This is a genomic window from Pseudomonas sp. 31 R 17, assembly GCF_900004915.1.
GTDB lineage: Bacteria > Pseudomonadota > Gammaproteobacteria > Pseudomonadales > Pseudomonadaceae > Aquipseudomonas > Aquipseudomonas orientalis_A.
This window is the reverse complement of sequence record NZ_CVTN01000062.1, coordinates 176,112-196,008: the sequence shown is the minus strand read 5'-3', so window position 1 is coordinate 196,008 and position 19,897 is coordinate 176,112. Positions and strand designations below refer to the sequence as shown.

18 protein-coding genes are annotated in these 19,897 nt (G+C 62.7%); 10 read left to right on the top strand and 8 right to left on the bottom strand.

Translation table 11 applies throughout. The features are described 5' to 3' along the window. Positions 1-258: 258 nt before the first annotated feature. The 6 genes from BFP89_RS10845 to bioB form a co-directional block, all read right to left on the bottom strand. The gene (locus BFP89_RS10845) at positions 259-540 is read right to left on the bottom strand and encodes a pyrroloquinoline quinone biosynthesis protein PqqE (RefSeq protein ID WP_065885476.1); all 282 of its coding nucleotides are present in this window, start codon (positions 538-540) and stop codon (positions 259-261) included. A 106-nt stretch (positions 541-646) separates the two neighbouring features. Next, positions 647-1,327, bottom strand: coding sequence for a dethiobiotin synthase (bioD, locus tag BFP89_RS10840; RefSeq protein ID WP_065885475.1), 681 nt, complete (start codon positions 1,325-1,327; stop codon positions 647-649). Further along, the gene (bioC, locus tag BFP89_RS10835) at positions 1,324-2,136 is read right to left on the bottom strand and encodes a malonyl-ACP O-methyltransferase BioC (protein WP_065885474.1); all 813 of its coding nucleotides are present in this window, start codon (positions 2,134-2,136) and stop codon (positions 1,324-1,326) included. Before bioC ends, bioD begins: the two co-directional genes overlap by 4 nt. Further along, the gene (locus tag BFP89_RS10830) at positions 2,129-2,860 is read right to left on the bottom strand and encodes an alpha/beta fold hydrolase (RefSeq protein ID WP_065885473.1); all 732 of its coding nucleotides are present in this window, start codon (positions 2,858-2,860) and stop codon (positions 2,129-2,131) included. The genes bioC and BFP89_RS10830 overlap by 8 nt, the downstream gene beginning before the upstream one ends. Then, positions 2,853-4,034, bottom strand: coding sequence for an 8-amino-7-oxononanoate synthase (gene bioF, locus BFP89_RS10825; RefSeq protein ID WP_065885472.1), 1,182 nt, complete (start codon positions 4,032-4,034; stop codon positions 2,853-2,855). Before bioF ends, BFP89_RS10830 begins: the two co-directional genes overlap by 8 nt. A gap of 144 nt (positions 4,035-4,178) precedes the next feature. Further along, positions 4,179-5,234: a biotin synthase BioB gene (gene bioB / locus BFP89_RS10820; protein ID WP_065885471.1), complete on the bottom strand. Its 1,056-nt coding sequence runs from the start codon at positions 5,232-5,234 to the stop codon at positions 4,179-4,181. A gap of 92 nt (positions 5,235-5,326) precedes the next feature. On the opposite strand from bioB, the gene BFP89_RS10815 reads away from it, so the two are divergent. From BFP89_RS10815 to rarD, 5 genes are all read left to right on the top strand, one after another. Continuing rightward, the gene (locus BFP89_RS10815; RefSeq protein ID WP_065885470.1) at positions 5,327-6,064 is read left to right on the top strand and encodes a ComF family protein; all 738 of its coding nucleotides are present in this window, start codon (positions 5,327-5,329) and stop codon (positions 6,062-6,064) included. Positions 6,065-6,121: 57 nt separating this feature from the next. Then, complete coding sequence (locus tag BFP89_RS10810) at positions 6,122-6,886, top strand: TOBE domain-containing protein (RefSeq protein WP_065885469.1); 765 nt, start codon at positions 6,122-6,124, stop codon at positions 6,884-6,886. Positions 6,887-6,965: 79 nt separating this feature from the next. Further along, positions 6,966-8,864 carry a PhoX family protein gene (locus BFP89_RS10805; protein ID WP_065885468.1) on the top strand — a complete coding sequence of 633 codons (1,899 nt, stop codon included), beginning with the start codon at positions 6,966-6,968 and terminating at the stop codon, positions 8,862-8,864. Between the two features lie 689 nt (positions 8,865-9,553). Continuing rightward, positions 9,554-10,528, top strand: coding sequence for a serine/threonine protein kinase (locus BFP89_RS10800; protein ID WP_003176519.1), 975 nt, complete (start codon positions 9,554-9,556; stop codon positions 10,526-10,528). Between the two features lie 190 nt (positions 10,529-10,718). Continuing rightward, positions 10,719-11,603 (top strand): EamA family transporter RarD, encoded by an 885-nt coding sequence (gene rarD / locus BFP89_RS10795; RefSeq protein ID WP_065885467.1) that lies wholly within the window; start codon positions 10,719-10,721, stop codon positions 11,601-11,603. 110 nt (positions 11,604-11,713) lie between these two features. Here the strand turns inward: rarD and BFP89_RS10790 are convergent, their stop codons facing one another. Continuing rightward, entirely contained in the window at positions 11,714-12,226 is a 513-nt protein-coding gene (locus BFP89_RS10790) for a glycine cleavage system protein R (RefSeq protein ID WP_065885466.1), read from the bottom strand. A gap of 363 nt (positions 12,227-12,589) precedes the next feature. Between BFP89_RS10790 and BFP89_RS10785 the strand changes: the two genes are divergently transcribed. After that, positions 12,590-14,767, top strand: coding sequence for a malate synthase G (locus BFP89_RS10785; protein WP_065885465.1), 2,178 nt, complete (start codon positions 12,590-12,592; stop codon positions 14,765-14,767). Positions 14,768-14,945: 178 nt separating this feature from the next. Here the strand turns inward: BFP89_RS10785 and BFP89_RS10780 are convergent, their stop codons facing one another. Beyond that, complete coding sequence (locus BFP89_RS10780; protein ID WP_065885464.1) at positions 14,946-15,392, bottom strand: response regulator; 447 nt, start codon at positions 15,390-15,392, stop codon at positions 14,946-14,948. 244 nt (positions 15,393-15,636) lie between these two features. Here BFP89_RS10780 and BFP89_RS10775 point away from each other — a divergent pair, with 244 nt between their 5' ends. The 4 genes from BFP89_RS10775 to BFP89_RS10760 all read left to right on the top strand — a co-directional run bounded on the left by BFP89_RS10775 (position 15,637) and on the right by BFP89_RS10760 (position 19,841). Next, positions 15,637-17,559 (top strand): putative nucleotidyltransferase substrate binding domain-containing protein, encoded by a 1,923-nt coding sequence (locus BFP89_RS10775; RefSeq protein WP_176718409.1) that lies wholly within the window; start codon positions 15,637-15,639, stop codon positions 17,557-17,559. Then, positions 17,556-18,263, top strand: coding sequence for a 3'-5' exonuclease (locus tag BFP89_RS10770; RefSeq protein WP_065885462.1), 708 nt, complete (start codon positions 17,556-17,558; stop codon positions 18,261-18,263). Before BFP89_RS10775 ends, BFP89_RS10770 begins: the two co-directional genes overlap by 4 nt. A gap of 94 nt (positions 18,264-18,357) precedes the next feature. Next, positions 18,358-18,876, top strand: a complete 519-nt coding sequence (locus tag BFP89_RS10765) for an RNA polymerase sigma factor (RefSeq protein ID WP_057723624.1) — start codon at positions 18,358-18,360, stop codon at positions 18,874-18,876. Further along, positions 18,873-19,841, top strand: coding sequence for a FecR domain-containing protein (locus tag BFP89_RS10760; RefSeq protein WP_065885461.1), 969 nt, complete (start codon positions 18,873-18,875; stop codon positions 19,839-19,841). Before BFP89_RS10765 ends, BFP89_RS10760 begins: the two co-directional genes overlap by 4 nt. Positions 19,842-19,897 lie beyond the last annotated feature (56 nt).

The window sequence follows — 19,897 nt, the reverse complement described above, 5'->3', positions numbered from 1 at the left end:
TCCGTGGGCCGCCGCAATGGGCCATCCATGGCCCAGTGCGGCTAACCCGGCGTCCTGCCGGGTTACCCACGGATTCAAGCCTGCGTTCGGCCAGAGTGGTTTAACGGGGCGCCTGAGATCAAGATCAAAAGCAGATCAAGATCAAGAGCGACTCGCTTCGCATCGTGATTACGGTTGAGCGGTACAGAGTTGTGTAAATACCTATGGCTATCGGGGGCAAGCCCCCTCCCACATTTTAAATGTCATACCTCAGGGGAATCAGGCGTAGGTATCGATCAACGTACCGAGCATTTCGTCCGAAGCCTTGGCGACTTTCGCGCCCAGCTCCACTTGAAACTTGCCCTGGGCCATTTCGACCATATTGCTCGCCGAGTTGGACGCCTGAGCACGATCGTTGGCTTGCAGACGGTCGCTTTGCGCGGCCGATGGCTGGGTCGTCGACGCGCTGGCGATCTTCCCAGCGGCCTGGTCGACACGGTTCTGCCCGGCCTGGATGGTGCTCAGGCCCGAATAAAACGCGCTGCTTCCAGAGATTTGCATGGCGTAAGCCTGCCTTTAGAGAATCGTGAAGGCCAATTGAACCAGACATTCTGGCGAAAGGCCCGTTAAAAACACTAATGGCACATTGCCTTAGCGATAGCCAAAATCAGTCAAGCAGGTCCATTTCCAGGTAAGCGGCCACCTCGGCTGCCCCGGCATGCTTGAGTTTCGGCACCCGTCCAAGGCAGGGCGCCGGCAATCGCTCGGCCAGGGTGGCGAGGTTCTCTTCCAGACGAGAGGTCTTCGGGTCGATGATATTGGCCACCCAGCCGGCCAGCGGCAATCCATCGCGCGCGATCGCTTCGGCGGTCAGCAGCGCATGGCTGATACACCCCAGACGCACACCCACCACCAGGATCACCGGTAACTTGAGGGCGATGGCCAGGTCCGACAGGTTGGCTTGATCGGCCAGCGGCACGCGCCACCCCCCTGCGCCTTCGATCAACGTGAAGTCCGCGTTGTGTCCGAGAATCCGCCGCATCGGCTGGAGCAAGGATTGCACCGTCAGCGCAACGCCCGCCTCACGTGCCGCCAGATGCGGCGCAATCGCCGGTTCCAACGCCACCGGGTTGACCTCGGCATAGGTCAACGGCAACGAACATTCGGCAAGCAGTGCCAGGGCATCGGCGTTACGCAAGCCCTTGGGCGTGACCTGGCAGCCCGACGCCACGGGTTTTCCCGCCGCCGTGGTTTTACCGGCCTGGCGCGCGGCATGCAGCAGGCCGGCGGCAATGGTGGTCTTGCCCACATCGGTGTCGGTGCCGGTGATGAAATAAGCGGCGTTCATAGCGGTTTCTCCAATACGGCATACACCACCTGGTAAGTGGCCGGCAGGCCCTGGGCCTGACGGAACTGCTCGTAGGCCTGCACCAGCGCCGCAATCCGCGCGCGCCCCGTCAACCCTCCCGGGCGCCCTGGGTTGAGGTTGTGTGCGCCCAATGCTTTCAACTCATGGGTCAGGCTGCGCACGTCCGGGTAATGCAGGACATGGGGCCGCCGCTCCAGGCGGGTCACCCGAAAACCACTGGCGGCGCACAGCTGCTGATAAGCCTCGAAGGTGCGAAAACGGTTGACGTGAACCCAGCCATCCGCCGCGCGCCAGCTCTCGCGCAGCTCATCCAGCGTGCCCACGCACAGGCTGGCGAAGGCCAGCACGCCGCCCGGTTGCAGCACGCGAAAGGCTTCATTGAGCACTGCGTCGAAGTTCGCACACCACTGCACCGCCAGGCTGGAGAACATCAGTTCGAAGCTGCCAGTCTTCAGCGGCAAGCGTTCCGCATCGCCGGCGATGAAGTGCTGCGCGCCGCCTGCAGGCCGCGCATGGTTGAGCATGCCTTCGGCGATATCCAGCGCGATGCCCTGGCTGGCAGGCAGGCGCTCACCCAGTGCACGGCTGAAATAGCCCGTGCCGCAGCCCAGGTCGAGCCAGCGTTGTGGCGCGAGCCCCGCCGGTAATTGCGCGAGCAGGGCATGCCCCACCGCCCGCTGCAGCTCGGCCACGCTGTCATAACTGGCCGCAGCCCGGGAGAACGAAGCGGCCACCTGGCGCTTGTCGGGCAAGGCGCCCGGCAAGTGGGGATGGGATAGATCAGTCATCGACGCACTCATGCAAAAAAGCCTGGATGGCCCCCGCTACACCATGGGGGTCCTCCAGAAGAAAAGCGTGACCGGCCTGTTCAATCAGGCCGATTTCCACATCGGGCAGCAGCGCCAGCAAGTCACCGGCAGCTTCGGCGGGCACCAGCCCATCCTGACCGGCAAACAGGTGCAGTTGCGGCCCGCGAAACGCCTGCAAGGCGGCGCGGGTGTCCAATTGGGCAAGCAATTCCAGGCCGGGCATCAACACGCTGGGCGAGGTATTCGGTGCGCCACTGACCAGCAAACGCGAGAGCCCGCGCGGGTCGGCCGCGCCCTTGGCGCACAACAGGCCAAAGCGCTTGAGGGTAACCTGGGAATCGGCGTGGCAGCCGGCGAGGAACGCGTCGAATGTTTCGGCAGGCATGGCCTGCGGCCAACCGTCATGGGCGACAAAACACGGATTGCTCGCCAGGGTGAGCAATCCGCAGCAACGCTCCGCGCGGCGTGCCGCCAGCTCCGAGGCGAGCATGCCGCCCAGGGACCAGCCACCGAGCCAGGCATTGTCCGGCAGCGTGGCATCCAACTCGTCGAGCCATTCACTCAGGTCGCTGGAGTCCAGGGCCGGCAACGGTTCGATCTGCACGTGCAAGTGTTCATTCAAGCCGTGCAACGCCGCGGCCAACGGTTCCAGCGGCGACACACCCAGGCCCCAGCCGGGCAGCAATATCAGTCGATCACGCATGCTCGGGCTCCGTGGTGTTTAACAACCGGAAACACGCTTCCAATGCGTTTAACAATAGCTGCACCTGGGCTGCGCTGTGGGCCGCCGTCAATGTCACGCGCAAACGGGCGCTGCCGGCGGGCACGGTGGGGGGGCGGATCGCCGTCACCATCAGCCCGCGCTCGCGCAGCATCTGCGACAGGCGCAAGGCTCGCGCGCTGTCGCCCATCAGGATCGGTTGGATCGGCGTAAAACTGTCCATCAACGCCAGGCCGATCTGCTCGGCGCCCTGGCGGAACTGGCGGATCAACCCGTTGAGGTGCTCGCGGCGCCAATGCTCGGTGCGCAGCAGCTCCAGGCTTTTGAGGGTGGCGCAGGCCAGCGCCGGCGGCTGGCTGGTGGTGTAGATGTACGGCCGGGCGAATTGAATCAGGCTTTCGATCAGCTCTTCACTGCCCGCCACAAAGGCACCGGCGGTGCCGAAGGCTTTACCGAGGGTGCCGACCAACACCGGCACGTCCTCCTGGCTCAAGCCAAAATGCTCGACGATCCCTGCGCCATTGGCCCCCAGCGGGCCGAAGCCGTGGGCGTCGTCCACCATCAACCAGGCGCCCCTGGCCCTGGCTTCGCGGGCCAGTGCCGGCAGATCGGCGAGGTTGCCATCCATGCTGAATACGCCATCGGTCACCACCAGTGCGTTACCGGTGGCTTTCTCCAGGCGCTTGGCCAGGCTGGCAGCGTCGTTATGCAGGTAACGGGTAAACCGTGCGCCGGACAACAAACCGGCATCCAGCAACGACGCGTGGTTGAGACGATCTTCCAGCACGGTATCGCCCTGCCCCACCAAGGCGGTGACCGCGCCGAGGTTGGCCATGTAGCCGGTGGTAAACAGCAACGCACGCGGGCGCCCGGTCAGGTCGGCCAAGGCTTCTTCCAGCTCATGGTGCGGCGTGGCATGCCCCACCACCAGGTGCGACGCGCCACCGCCCACGCCCCAGCGGGACGCACCGGCGCGCCAGGCTTCTATCACCTGCGGATGGTTGGCCAGGCCAAGGTAGTCATTGTTGCAAAACGCGAGCAGCGGCTTGCCGTCCACTACCACTTCCGGGCCCTGGGGGCTCTCCAGCAAGGGGCGTTGACGGTAAAGGTGTTCGGCACGGCGGGCAGCGAGGCGCGCGGCGAGATCGAAAGACATGCAGGCCTCGATTCAGCAGGGTGTGCGCGGTTCAAAAGGTGGGAGGGGGCTTGCCCCCGATGGCTGTATCTCAGTCAACACAGGTGCTGGCTGACCTACCGTCATCGGGGGCAAGCCCCCTCCCACATTTGGAATGCATTTGGGTTAAACGGCGGCGTTATAGAACTGCTCGCTGCTCTTCTGCTCCACCAACGCCTGTTCAATGGCCGCCTGATGCACTTCGTCGGCATGCTCTTCACGCGCCTCCGGCAGAATCCCGAGGCGCGAGAACAGTTGCATGTCCTTGTCCGCCTGCGGGTTGGCGGTGGTCAGCAGCTTGTCGCCGTAGAAAATCGAGTTGGCGCCGGCAAAGAACGCCAGGGCCTGCATCTGCTCGTTCATTGCCTCACGGCCGGCCGACAGGCGCACATGGGATTGCGGCATCAGGATGCGCGCCACCGCCAGCATGCGGATAAAGTCGAAAGGGTCGATGTCCTTGGCGTTTTCCAATGGAGTACCGGCCACCTTGACCAGCATGTTGATCGGCACCGACTCCGGATGCTCCGGCAGGTTGGCCAGCTGGATCAGCAGGTTGGCGCGGTCATCGAGGGACTCGCCCATGCCGAGAATACCGCCGGAGCAGATCTTCATCCCCGATTCACGCACATAGGCCAGGGTCTGCAGGCGTTCGCTGTAGGTACGCGTGGTGATGATCGAACCGTAGAATTCCGGCGAGGTATCGAGGTTGTGGTTGTAGTAGTCGAGGCCGGCCTGGGCCAATGCGGCGGTCTGGTCCTGATCGAGACGGCCGAGGGTCATGCAGGTTTCCAGGCCCATGGCCTTCACGCCCTTGACCATCTCCAGCACGTAGGGCATGTCTTTGGCCGATGGATGTTTCCAGGCGGCGCCCATGCAGAAACGTGTCGAACCGATGGCCTTGGCGCGGGCAGCCTCTTCGAGGACTTTCTGCACCTCCATCAGCTTTTCTTTTTCCAGGCCGGTGTTGTAGTGACCCGACTGCGGACAATATTTGCAATCTTCCGGGCAGGCGCCGGTTTTGATCGACAGCAGGGTGGAGACCTGCACCCGGTTGGCGTCGAAATGCGCGCGGTGCACGGTCTGCGCCTGGAACAACAGGTCATTGAACGGCTGCACGAACAGGGCTTTGACTTCGGCCAAAGACCAATCGTGACGCAGGGTGGCAGAGGTGCTGGCGCTCATGGGCGATTCCTTGATTATGCTTTGGCTAACGCTGCGGGAAGGGCAATACCCACAGGTACGACACGGATGCTCGGCATATTTAAGGAAGATTCATGCACTGTCAACCAAGCCACAAACACCAGGTTTACATCTGGTTAAAAAGCGTACAAACCTGTTTGATCTGCGATGAGCGCGCTGAAAGCGACGATTGTGTGTGCAACGCCTGCGAAACCGAACTGCCGTGGCTGATGGAGCGCTGTGAAGTCTGCGCCCTGCCCTTGCCCATGGACGGCTTGGTGTGCGGCCAATGCCAGAAACATCCGCCTGCGTATCAACAAGTGATTGCGCCCTGGACCTACAGCTTCCCGGTGGACAGCCTGATCAGCCGGTTCAAGCATCAGGCGCGCTGGCCGTTGGGGCATCTGCTGGGACGCTTGCTCGGGCGGCTGCTGCAACATCGGTTCGAAAATGCCGAACTCACCCGCCCCGATTGCCTGCTACCGGTACCGATGCCCCCCAAGCGTCTGCGCCAGCGTGGCTATAACCAGGCCGTGATGCTGGCGCGCTGGCTCAGTGCCGATCTGGACATCCCCTGCGATGAGCACCTGTTGCTACGCCCCCAGGAAACCATCGCGCAACAAGACCTCGACGCCAAAACACGCAAACGCAACCTGCTCAATGCCTTCGCCCTGGCACCCGGCGCCTGGGTGCAGGGCCGGCACCTTGCGCTGGTGGACGACGTGCTGACCACCGGTGCCACCGCCCATAGCCTGGCGCGCTTGTTGATGAAGGCCGGTGCGCGTCAGGTCGATGTGTATTGCCTGGCCCGCACGCCCAAACCCGGCACATGACTTGACTCCCGGGCCGCCGGGCGGCAACGTCCGCTCATTCCAGCCAGGCGTATCCCCATGTCCCTGCCCTCGCCGCTCAGCCAGCACATCATCCGCCGCCCTCAGCGCATCGCGTTGCTGGCGCATATCGCCGAACAGGGGTCCATCACCCGCGCCGCCAAAAGTGCCGGGTTGAGCTACAAAGCCACATGGGACGCCATCGATGAACTGAACAACCTGGCGCAAACGCCGTTGGTGGAGCGCAGCGTCGGCGGCAAAGGCGGTGGCGGCGCCAGGCTGACAAGCGAAGGTGAGCGCGTGCTGCGCCTTTATCAGCGCCTGCAAGCCTTGCAAGCCGAGGTGCTCGCCACCGACGAAGCGGCCCGCGACTTCAATTTGCTGGGCCGCCTGATGCTGCGCACCAGTGCGCGCAATCAGCTGCATGGCCGAGTCAGCGCCATCGAGCGCCATGGGCGTAATGACAAGGTGCGCCTGGAACTGGCGGGTGGCCTGTACCTGGATGCACACATCACGCACGACAGCACGCAACGGCTGGAGCTGGAGCCCGGCGTGGAAGTGGTGGCCCTGATCAAGGCCGGCTGGCTGGAATTGTTGGCGATCGGGCAAACCGCAACACTTGGACACAATTGCCTGAGCGGTGTCATCGAGACGATTCTCGACGCTGAAGACGGCCCCAGCGAAGTCCGAATCGGCCTGCCCAGCGGTCAGGTGCTGTGTGCCCTGGCGCAGCCCGCCGCACTGAGCGCACTCGACGCCGCGCCCGGCCAGCCGATCCAGGTGCAATTCGCCCCCGGCCAGGTATTGCTCGGCACGCCGGTGTAGCGAGCACCCGCCATCAAACTGCAACAATTTCGTCACGCCCGCTCCTTAAGGTGTGTGCAAAAACCGTAAGGAGCCTGACATGAGCCTGCTGGAAGAAAACCAAGCCACTGACCTCGAACAGATGGTCGGCCTTACCCGTCGCCGCTTTATCGGCGCCGGCGCCCTGTGCGGCGCGGCGATGTTCCTGGGTGGCAACCTGCTCAGCCGCAGCGCCCTGGCCGTGAACGCCGCGTCCGCCAGCCCGTTGCTGGGCTTTACCGGCATCGCCGCCGCCACCAGTGACACCATCACCCTGCCGCCCGGCTACAGCGCCTCGGTGCTGATCAGTTGGGGCCAGCCCTTGAGCACCCAGGCGCCGGCCTTCGACCCCTCCGGCAACGGCACGGCCAAGGCCCAGGAACAGCAGTTCGGCGACAACAATGACGGCATGAGCCTGTTTCCCTTCCCCGGCGACGACAACCGCGCCTTGATGGCGATCAACAACGAATACACCAACTACCGCTACCTCTACGCCCACGGCGGCGCACCGCAATCGGCCGAAGACGTGCGCAAGGCCCTGGCCAGCGAAGGCGTGTCGGTGATCGAAATTCAGCGCAAGGGCGATACCTGGCAGTTCGTCCAGGATTCACGCTACAACCGGCGCATCCACGGCAACACGCCAATCCGCCTGAGCGGCCCCGCCGCCGGCCACGACTGGCTGAAAACCAGCGCCGATAACACCGGCAAGCACGCCCTGGGCACCTTCCAGAACTGCGCCAACGGCAAGACCCCATGGGGCACTTATCTCACCTGCGAAGAGAACTTCACCGACTGTTTCGGCAGCAGCAACCCACAGCAGGCCTTCGACGCCGGGCAAAAACGCTACGGCGCGGTCGCCGCCAGCAAGGACATCAACTGGCACCCCCACGACCCGCGCTTCGACATGGCCAAGAACCCCAACGAACTCAATCGCCACGGCTGGGTGGTAGAAATCGACCCGTTCGACCCGCAATCCACCCCGGTCAAGCGCACCGCCCTGGGCCGTTTCAAGCACGAAAACGCGGCCCTGGCCGAGACCCGCGACGGACGCGCGGTGGTGTACATGGGCGATGACGAGCGCGGCGAATTCATCTACAAGTTCGTCAGCCGCGATCCGATCAACCACGACAACCCGAAAGCCAACAAGGACTTGCTCGATCACGGCACCTTGTACGTGGCGATCTTCGACGCGGGCAATGGCGATGCCGATCATCCCAAGGGCAAGGGCCAATGGGTCGAGCTTACCCACGGCAAAAACGGTATCGATGCCGGTACAGGCTTTGCCAGCCAGGCCGAAGTGCTGATCCATGCGCGCCTGGCCGCCAGCGTGGTGAAAGCCACGCGCATGGACCGCCCGGAATGGATCGTGGTCAGCCCCATGGACGGCCAGGTCTACTGCACCCTCACCAACAACGCCAAGCGCGGCGAAGACGGCCAGCCGGTGGGCGGGCCCAACCCGCGCGAGAAGAACGTCTACGGCCAGATCCTGCGCTGGAAAGCCGACGCCGATAACCACGGAGCCACGGACTTCACCTGGGACCTGTTCGTCGTCGCCGGCAACCCCGGCGTACACGCGGGCTCGCCGAAGGGCGGCTCGTCCAACATCAACCCGCAGAACATGTTCAACAGCCCGGATGGCCTGGGTTTCGACACGGCCGGGCGCCTGTGGATTCTCACCGACGGCGACTACAGCAACGCGGGCGACTTCGCCGGCATGGGCAACAACCAGATGCTGTGCGCCGACCCGGGCACCGGGGAGATTCGTCGCTTCATGGTCGGGCCGGTGGCGTGTGAAGTCACCGGGATCAGCTTTTCGCCGGATCAGAAAACGCTGTTTGTGGGTATTCAGCACCCTGGCGAAACCGGCGGCTCGACGTGGCCGGAGCATCTGCCGAACGGCAAGCCGCGTTCGTCGGTGCTGGCGATTCGGCGCGATGATGGTGGGGTTGTCGGCGCCTGACAGGGCCTCATCGTGGCATAGGTATCTACACAACTTTGGCGTGACACCGAACTTGTGGCAAGGGAGCTTGCTCCTCGTTGGGTCAGGCAGCCTGTGACTATCTTACTGATACCCCACAGATCCAAATGTGGGAGGGGGCTTGCCCCCGATGGCGGCCTCGGGGCCGACCAGGGTGTTGGATTGGACCGAGTACATATCCGTTTCTGCGGTAACGGCTGCTAATGGTTCCGCTTTTACAGCGGCTCACTTTTGAAAAGCGCAAAAGTAAGCAAAACGCTCTTGCCCCACCACTCGGCACCTCGCTTAGGCTCGGTGTGCCCTCTCTCCGGCTTGAATCCGTGGGCCGCCGCCACGCGCCATCCATGGCGCGGGGCGGCTAACCCGGCGTCCTGCCGGGTTACCCACGGATTCAAGCCTGCGTTCGGCCAGCGTGGTTTAACGGGGCGCCTGAGATCAAAAGCAGATCAAGAGCGGCTCGCTTCGCATCGTGGTTACGGTGGGTGCTACGGAGTTGTGTAAATACCTATGCTCATCGGGGGCAAGCCCCCTCCCACATTTAACTTGTGAATATATTCAAGTGTGGGAGGGGGCTTGCCCCCGATAGCAATAGCACAGCCACCACCTATCTCAGCCCCGGTGCGTTACCATACCCGGCCGGACGCGGCGACCTGCTGCGCGCAGGAGTTCGCATGGCCCACCCGTTTGAAACACTCACCCCTGACCTGGTCCTCGACGCCGTCGAAAGCATCGGTTTTCTCAGCGATGCGCGCATTTTGGCGCTCAACAGCTACGAAAACCGCGTGTATCAGGTGGGCATCGAAGATTCCGAACCGCTGATCGCCAAGTTCTACCGGCCCCAGCGCTGGACCAACGAAGCGATCCTGGAAGAACACCGCTTCACCTTCGAACTGGCTGAGTGCGACGTGCCGGTGGTCGCCCCGCTGATCCACAACGGCGCAAGCCTGTTCGAGCACCAGGGTTTCCGCTTCACCCTGTTTCCACGCCGTGGCGGCCGCGCGCCGGAGCCGGGCAACCTCGACCAGTTGTACCGCCTCGGGCAATTGCTCGGTCGCTTGCACGCGGTGGGGTCCACCCGCCCGTTCGAACACCGCGAAGCCCTCGGCGTGAAGAACTTCGGTCACGATTCCCTGACCACCCTGCTCGAAGGCAACTTCATTCCCAAGAGCCTGCTACCGGCCTACGAGTCCGTGGCGCGCGACCTGCTCAAACGTGTGGAAGAGGTCTACAAGGCCACCCCGCACAAGAACATCCGCATGCACGGCGACTGCCACCCGGGCAACATGATGTGCCGCGACGAGATGTTCCACATCGTCGACCTGGATGACTGCCGCATGGGCCCTGCGGTACAAGACCTGTGGATGATGCTCGCCGGGGATCGCCAGGAATGCCTGGGCCAACTGTCGGAGTTGATGGATGGCTATCAGGAGTTCCACGACTTCGACCCCCGGGAACTGGCCCTGATCGAACCCTTGCGCGCCCTGCGCCTGATGCACTACAGCGCCTGGCTGGCGCGGCGCTGGGACGATCCGGCCTTTCCCCACAGCTTCCCGTGGTTTGGCAGCGAGCGCTATTGGGGTGACCAGGTGCTGGCGTTGCGTGAGCAGCTGTCGGCCCTCAACGAAGAACCCTTGAAACTGTTCTGAGGAACGCGACGCTCTCCTGTAGGAGCGAGCTTGCTCGCGAAAAACCCGAGAGCGCCATTGGGCAACAGGCCTCCCGCGTTATCGTTGACGATCTTCGCGAGCAAGCTCGCTCCTACAGAAAGCAGGTCCCCATTGCCTGACAAATATCCTTACAATCGCGCTTTGTAAGCTGCCTGAGCAAGGATTCCGCATGCACGCCGCCAACCCCCGCAAGGGTTACATCCTGGGCCTGAGCGCCTATATCACCTGGGGCCTGTTCCCGCTCTATTTCAAAGCCATTGCCAGTGTCCCCGCCGCCGAGATCATCGTGCATCGCGTGCTGTGGTCGGCACTGTTCGGTGGCTTGCTGCTGATGGTGTGGAAACACCCGGGCTGGTTTCGCGAACTGCGCGACAACCCCAGGCGCCTGGCGATCCTGGCCCTCAGCGGTTCGTTGATCGCGGCCAACTGGCTGACGTATGTGTGGTCGGTCAACACCGGGCGCATGCTGGAAGCGAGCCTGGGTTACTACATCAACCCGCTGGTCAACGTACTGCTGGGGATGCTGCTGCTCGGCGAACGCCTGCGCCGCCTGCAATGGGTGGCCGTGGTTCTGGCGGCGGTCGGTGTGGCGCAACAGGTGTGGCAAGTGGGCAGTTTGCCGTGGGTATCGCTGGTACTGGCGCTGACCTTTGGCTTCTACGGGCTGATCCGTAAACAGGCGCCGGTCAAAGCCCTGCCGGGGCTGGTGGTGGAAACCTGGATGCTGGTGCCGATTGCCATCGCCTGGTTGCTGTTCAACCCGACGGCCCACAGCGCACAGCTGGAATTCTGGAGCACCTCCGAAGCCTGGTGGCTGGTGGCCGCAGGCCCGGTGACGCTGATCCCGCTGGTCTGTTTCAACGCCGCCGCGCGGCATCTGCCTTACACCGCACTGGGCTTTTTGCAGTATGTAGCGCCCACCCTGGTGCTGCTGGAAGCCGTGCTGCTGTTCGGCGAACACCTGGCGCCCAGCACGCTGACCGCCTTTGCCTTTATCTGGGCGGGCCTGGTGGTGTACAGCGTGGATATCTGGCTGAGCGTGCGCAAACGCTGATCAAAAAACGCTCAAAGCTCTGCAAGCCTTAGCCGGCCTGGCTTGCAGACATTGACCCAAAGGTTATCCACAGGTCCATGCAAGATTTCCATGCATAACCTCATGGGTGCTCATTCATCGTTGCGCAATTCCACCATCAGATCGTCTGCCAGGGTTTCCAGGGACGTCTGCAACGCCTCCAGGGACAAGCTTGACGGCACCTGCAACAAGGCCTCGGCGTTGAACAGCGGATCGCCGCTCATCGGGGCCGGGCGCACGTCGGTGCTCAAGCGCTCCAGGTTGACACCCTGCTTGCTCAACAGCGCAGTGATCTCCCGCACGATGCCGGCGCGATCATTGCCCACCAGGGTCATCACAATCGATTTGGACACCGATGCCTGGCCGGAACTGCCCTCGCCCACCAGCACGCGAATGCCGTGGGTGGATAAATCCTCCAGCGCCCCCACCAGTTCCTGACGATTCTCTGCAGGAACGCTGACGCGCAGAATCCCGGCAAACTGCCCGGCCATATGGGCCATGCGGCTTTCCAGCCAGTTGCCACCCTGGGCGGCGATGGTGTGCGCGATGCGTTCAACCAGGCCGGGTTTGTCGGCGGCAATAATTGTGAGTACAAGATGATCCATGGCGAAATACCTCGGGTGCGATTCCTGTAGGAGCGAGCTTGCTCGCGAAGGTCATCAACGATAACGCGAAAAAACTGACATCAGCGGTACTCTCAGGTTTTTCGCGAGCAAGCTCGCTCCTACAAGGTGGACGCGCGGTAGCTTGAAAACAAATCGTGTACCATTTTTAGATTTATCTGGAACAATCCAATAGTTTTTTGAGAACATCCGATTCTCCGCTGTGACCGTCCGACCAAAGTGGGTCGCTAAACGACGTATTTAGTCTAATTTTCACAACCGCAAGTCATCATGTAGTATGCCCAACCGTGCACTACATAATGAAAATCTGAAAAAGCGCATAAGCTCCGCAGAGTGAGGCAAGCAATGACTGAACACGTTCAAGTCGGTGGCCTGCAGGTCGCCAAAGTCCTGTTCGACTTCGTGAACAACGAAGCCATTCCCGGTACCGGCATCACTGCCGACCAGTTCTGGGCCGGTGCCGACAAGGTCATTCACGACCTGGCGCCGAAGAACAAAGCCCTGCTCGCCAAACGCGACGATTTCCAGGCGCGCATCGATACCTGGCACCAAACCCATGCCGGCCAGGCCCACGACCCGGTGGCCTACAAAGCCTTCCTGCAAGACATCGGATACCTGCTGCCAGAAGCCGCAGACTTCCAGGCCTCGACCCAAAACGTCGACGACGAAATCGCACGCATGGCCGGCCCCCAGTTGGTGGTGCCGGTGATGAACGCCCGCTTCGCCCTCAATGCCTCCAATGCACGTTGGGGTTCGCTGTATGACGCGCTGTATGGCACCGATGCCATCAGCGAAGCCGACGGCGCGCAGAAGGGCAAGGGCTACAACAAAGTGCGCGGCGACAAGGTCATCGCCTTCGCCCGCGCCTTTCTCGACGAAGCCGCGCCGCTCAGCGCCGGCAGTCACGTCGACTCCACCGGCTACAAGATCGTCGACGGCAAGCTGATCGTCAGCCTCAAGGGCGGCAGTAACAGCGGCCTGCGTGACGACGCGCAGCTGATCGGGTTCCAGGGCCCGGCGGCCGAGCCGATTGCGATCCTGTTCAAGCACAACGGCCTGCACTTCGAGCTTCAGATCGACGCCGGCACCCCGGTCGGCCAGACCGACGCCGCCGGCGTCAAAGACGTGCTGGTGGAAGCTGCGCTGACCACCATCATGGACTGCGAAGACTCCGTCGCCGCCGTGGATGCCGACGACAAAGTGGTGATCTACCGCAACTGGCTCGGCCTGATGAAGGGCGACCTCGCCGAAGAAGTGGCCAAGGGCGGCAAGACCTTCACCCGCACCATGAACCCTGATCGTGTCTACACCGGCGTGGATGGCAACGACGTCACCCTGCACGGCCGCTCGCTGTTGTTCGTGCGCAACGTTGGCCACTTGATGACCATCGACGCAATCCTCGATAAAGACGGCAACGAAGTGCCGGAAGGCATCCTCGACGGCCTGCTCACCAGCCTGGCGGCGATTCACAGCCTCAACGGCAACAGCTCGCGCAAGAACAGCCGCACCGGCTCGGTGTACATCGTCAAACCGAAGATGCATGGCCCCGAAGAAGCGGCGTTCACCAACGAGCTGTTCGGCCGTATCGAAGACGTGCTGAACCTGCCGCGTAACACATTGAAAGTCGGGATCATGGACGAGGAGCGCCGCACCACGGTCAACCTCAAGGCCTGCATCCAGGCGGCCAGCGAACGTGTGGTGTTTATCAACACCGGCTTCCTCGACCGCACCGGCGACGAAATCCACACCTCCATGGAAGCCGGCGCCATGGTGCGCAAGGCCGCCATGAAAGCCGAGAAGTGGATCGGCGCCTACGAAAACTGGAACGTCGATATCGGCTTGAGCACCGGCCTGCAAGGGCGTGCCCAGATCGGTAAAGGCATGTGGGCAATGCCCGACCTGATGGCCGCGATGCTCGAACAGAAAATCGCCCACCCACTGGCCGGCGCCAACACGGCCTGGGTACCGTCGCCAACGGCGGCTGTACTGCATGCATTGCACTACCACAAGGTCGATGTGTTCGCCCGCCAGGCCGAGTTGGCCAAGCGTGAACGCGCCTCGGTGGATGACATCCTGACGATTCCCCTGGCGCAAAATACCGAGTGGTCCGAAGAAGAGATCCGCAACGAACTGGACAACAATGCCCAGGGCATTCTTGGCTATGTGGTGCGCTGGATCGACCAGGGCGTCGGTTGTTCGAAAGTGCCGGACATCAACGATGTGGGCCTGATGGAAGACCGCGCCACCCTGCGCATCTCCAGCCAGCACATCGCCAACTGGTTGCGCCACGGCATCGTCACCGAAGCCCAGGTCATGGAAAGCCTCAAGCGCATGGCGCCGGTGGTGGACCGCCAGAATGCCGGGGGCGCGCTGTACCGCCCGCTGGCGCCGGATTTCGACAGCAACATCGCGTTCCAGGCGGCGGTGGAGCTGGTGATTGAAGGGACCAAACAGCCTAACGGTTACACCGAGCCGGTGCTGCACCGCCGGCGTCGGGAGTTCAAGGCTAAAAATGGCCTGTAAATGAAAAAAGCCCTGATCGTGAGATCGGGGCTTTTTATTTGCGGGCTGTGGTGGCTGGACTGGCGCTATCGTGGGCAAGCCCCCTCCCACATGTTGACCGCGGCGAAGCTCAAGTGTGGGAGGGGCGGTGCGACGATTCGACTTGCCCCCGATGAGGCCATCACACTCACCACAAAAATCAAGATTCCATCCCCAACTCCCGCTTCACCAACTTCGCCAACTTCTCGCTATCAATCGGCTTGAGCAGAAAGTCCACCACGCTCAAATGCATCGCATCAATCACATCCGGCGCTTCGGCGTCCCCGGATATGATGATGATCGGCAACGCCGCACGGGGCGATTCGCGCACCTGGCGGATCAACTCCAAACCGTCGCTCGGCGCCATGCGCAAATCGGTGATCAGCAATCCAATGGAACTGTGCGACTTCAACAACGCCCACGCGCTCTCCCCGTTGTCAGCCGTCATGCAGCGAATACCGTCCAGCCCGAGGATTTCCGCCAACAGTTCACGCGCATCCTTGTCGTCGTCCACGATCAACACGCGTTGTGGCGGTAAATCAGGCTCCAGCATCACGGCGCTCAGCGCCTCGCGCTCGGCATCACTCAAAATATCGTGGTCGGACATACGGTTCTCAGCAATTCTTATCAATCTCCCAGCACTCGTCAGACATCTGCGGAAGGGCGAACAATGTGCACTTCGTCGGAAAGTTTGCCTAGTGGGCGTTCTACGGGTTTTGGACGATAGTCATGTAAGGCTTTTCCCTAGTTTTGCGCAGGGGTCCCCGACCTAGACTTACGTCCAATGGGCACCCGCCGTGCAGAAGTCGACCATGCAGCACGATAACGACAAAAAAACTGCGGTCACTGTTATGAGTAAAGCTGATGCTTTCACACAGGCGGGTAAAACCGCCGTGTTGCAGAACATCCACGGCACCCTGCAATTCCTGCAGCGCTTCCCGCCGTTCAACCAGATGGAAAATGCGCACCTGGCGTTTCTGGTGGAACAGTGCCAACTGCGTTTCTATGGCCCCGGCGACAGCATCCTCAAACCGTCGGGCGGGCCGGTCGAGCATTTTTATATCGTCAAGCAGGGCCGCGTGGTCGGCGAGCGGCCGGACTCAACAGACCCCACGTTCGAAATCACCACCGGCGAGTGTTTCCCCCTCGCCGCCCTGCTCGGTGAACGCGCCACCCGCACCGAGCACAAAGCCTGCGAAGACACCTTTTGCCTGCAACTGAACAAGATGGCGTTCATCAAGCTGTTCGCCCTTTCCAGCCCGTTTCGTGACTTCGCCTTGCGCGGCGTCAGCAGCCTGCTCGACCAGGTCAACCAGCAGGTGCAGCAAAAAGCCGTGGAGACCCTCGGCACCCAATACTCGTTGAACACTCGCCTGGGTGAGCTGGCCATGCGCCACCCGGTCACCTGCAGCCCGGACACCTCGCTGCGAGAAGCGGTGCGGCTGATGCACGAGCAGCAGGTCGGCAGCATTGTGATTGTCGATGAACACAAGGCGCCGCTGGGCATCTTCACCCTGCGTGACCTGCGCCAGGTAGTGGCCGACGGCACCGGTGATTTCAGTCAAGGCATCGCCGGTCATATGACCCAGGCGCCGTTCTTCCTGAGCCCGGACCACAGCGCGTTCGACGCGGCGATCGCCATGACCGAGCGGCATATCGCCCACGTATGCCTGGTGCAGGACCAGCGCCTGTGCGGCGTGGTCTCGGAGCGCGACCTGTTTTCCCTGCAGCGCGTCGACCTGGTGCATCTGGCGCGGACCATCCGCAACGCATCCCGTGTGGAACAACTGGTGGCGATCCGCGGCGAGATCGGCCAGTTGGTCGAACGCATGCTGGCCCACGGTGCGTCGTCTACGCAGATCACCCACATCATTACCTTGCTTAACGATCACACCGTGTGCCGGGTCATCGAGCTGACCCTGGCGGAAAAAGGCGACCCCGGCGTGCCCTTCAGCTGGCTGTGCTTTGGCAGCGAAGGCCGCCGTGAACAGACGCTGTACACCGACCAGGACAACGGCATCCTGTTCGAGGCCCGAGACGCCGTGGAAGCCGCCGAGATTCGCGAGCGCCTGCTGCCCCTGGCGCAGCAGATCAACCAGAGCCTGGCGCTGTGCGGCTTCAGCCTGTGCAAGGGCAATATCATGGCCGGCAACCCGCAGTTGTGCCTGTCACGGGCCGAATGGGCCCGCCGGTTTGCCGCGTTCATTCGCGAAGCCACGCCGGAAAACCTGCTGGGTTCGAGCATCTATTTCGACCTGCGCGTGGTGTGGGGCGATGAGCAGGGTTGCGAGCAACTGCGCCAGGGCATTCTGGATCAGGTGGCGGACAACCGGCTGTTCCAGCGCATGCTGGCCGAGAATGCCTTGCGCCAACGCCCACCCGTAGGGCGCTTTCGCGAGTTTGTGCTGACGCGCAAAAGCGGGGAAAAGGCCACCCTGGATCTCAAGGTACAGGGCCTCACGCCGTTCGTGGACGCTGCGCGTGTGTTGGCCCTGGCCCATGGCATCCACGCCAACAATACGTTGGAGCGGCTGCGCCAGTTGGTCGCCCGGCAGGTGATCGAGCGGCTGGACGGCGCGGCATATGAAGAGGCTTACCACTTCATTCAACAAACCCGCATGCAGCAGCATCAGATGCAGACCCGGGAAAACCTGCCGTATTCCAACCGCGTCGATCCCGACAGCCTCAATCACCTGGACCGGCGCATCCTGCGCGAATCCCTGCGTCAGGCCCAGCGCCTGCAAAGCAGCCTGACCTTGCGGTATCAGCTGTGAGCCTGTTCAACTGGTTGCGCGCGAAAAAACCGCGGCTCGATGCGGCGCAGCAGCTACGCCTGGGCCAACTGCCCGCTCCCGCCGCACTGGGCAATGAGCCCTTGCGCAGCCAGCGCTGGGTGGTGGTCGACCTGGAAACCAGCGGCCTGCACCTCAACCGTGACCAGGTGCTGTCCATCGGCGCTGTGGTGATCGAGGACGGCGCGGTGGATTTCTCGCAGATGTTCGAACGCACCCTGCAACGCACCGCCAGCAAACTCAGCCCCAGCGTGTTGATCCATGGCCTGGGGCCCAGCGCCATCGCGGCCGGCAGCGACCCGGTGGATGCGCTGCTCGATTTCATGGCGTTCGTGGGCGACAGCCCGCTGCTGGCCTTCCATGCGCCGTTCGATCAACACATGCTGGGCCGGGCGCTCAAGGAGAGCCTGGGTTATCGCCTGGTGCATCCCTTTCTCGATGTGGCCGATATCGCCCCGCTGCTGTGCCCCGAGGCGAACATCCGTGAGGCCGGTCTGGATGAGTGGATCAACCATTTCAACTTGCAGGTGGGCGAGCGCCATCACGCCAGCGCCGATGCACTGGCCACGGCGGAGCTGATGCTGATCCTGTTCAGCCGTGCACGCCGGCAACACATCGACACGCCCCAGGCGCTGCAGGAGCGCTTGAGCCAATGGCGACGGCGTAAACAGGCGCCATCGTTTTAGTGGCATTGCCCGACAGACGCCAATTGCGCCCACCACACGCCTCTGAGACAATCGCGAATAATTCTCGTTAGTTTAAACTTTATTCGGTGATGCCTTGTCGTCGGCCCAGACCCCACACAGTGAGCTTGTTGGCGCGTTGTATCGCGACCATCGTGGCTGGCTGTTGGCCTGGCTGCGGCGCAACGTGGCCTGCCCGAGCCGCGCCGAAGACCTGAGCCAGGACACCTTCATGCGCCTGCTCGGCCGTGACGGCCTGCGCGAACCCCGCGAGCCACGCGCCTTCCTGGTAGCGATTGCCAAGGGTCTGCTGTTCGACTACTTCCGTCGCGCCGCCCTGGAACAGGCCTACCTCACCGAATTGATGCTGATCCCGGAAAGCGAACACCCATCGCCCGAGGCACAGCAACTGATCCTCGAAGACCTCAAGGCCATCGACCGCCTGCTCGGCAAACTGTCGAGCAAAGCCCGCGCCGCCTTCCTCTATAACCGCCTCGACGGCCTGGGCCATGCAGACATCGCCCAGCGCCTGGGTGTGTCGGTGCCGCGCGTGCGCCAGTACCTGGCCCAGGGCATTCGCCAGTGCTACATCGCGTTGTATGGCGAGCCATCATGAGCCTGATCAGTGGCAAGCCGGTGTCGGCGCGCGTGCTGGACGCCGCGATTGCCTGGCAGCTGTCCCTTGATTCCGGCGACGGCGGCGTGGTGGAACAGGAAGAGTTCGCCAAGTGGCTGGCCAGCGACGAAGAACACGCCCGCGCCTGGCGCCAGCTGGGCATGCTCGACCAGCGTTTCAGCGCAGCGTCCGGCCCCGCGCGGGCCGCGCTGTTGCACTCCCACGACAGTGCGCGCCAGCGCATGCGCAAACTGGGCCGTGGCCTGGCGAGCATTGTGCTGGTGTGCGGGCTGGCATTGTTTGCCGGTGAGCGCTATGTGCCCATCCACTATTGGCTGGCCGATCAACGCACCGCCACCGGTGAGCAGCGCACCCTTGAGCTGGCTGACGGCACCCGGATCAGTCTCAATACCCACACGGCCATCGACGTGCGCTTCGACGATAAACGCCGCGTGATTGTGTTGCAGGAGGGCGAAATCCTGGTCGAGACCGGCCATGACGATGCGCGTCCATTCTCTGTACAGACCCGCGACGGCAACCTGCGGGCGCTGGGTACGCGGTTCATCGTGAGACGCGAAGACCACGCCACGCGCCTGAGCGTGCTGCAATCGGCGGTGGCCGCCCAGCCTGAAGCACTGCCTCAGGAACGGATTTTCAAGGCCGGCCAGCAAGTGCTGATGCGCAGCGACGGCCTTGGCGCGCTGCTTGCCGTCCCACCGGCCAGCGACGCCTGGACCCGCGGCATGCTGGTGGTCGACAACGCCCGCCTGGGCGATGTGGTGGCCGAACTCGGCCGTTATCGCAGCGGTTATCTGGCTGTGGATGACAGCGTGGCCGACCTGCGCATCACCGGCAGCTTCCCGCTGCACGACACCACCCTGGCGCTCAATGCGCTGTTGCCGACCCTGCCGGTGCGGATCGAGCAGCACACGCCGTGGTGGGTGACCGTCAAGGGTAGGCCTTAGGTTCTGCGGCATCTGAAGATCGCCATCGGGGGCAAGCCCCCTCCCACACTTTAATT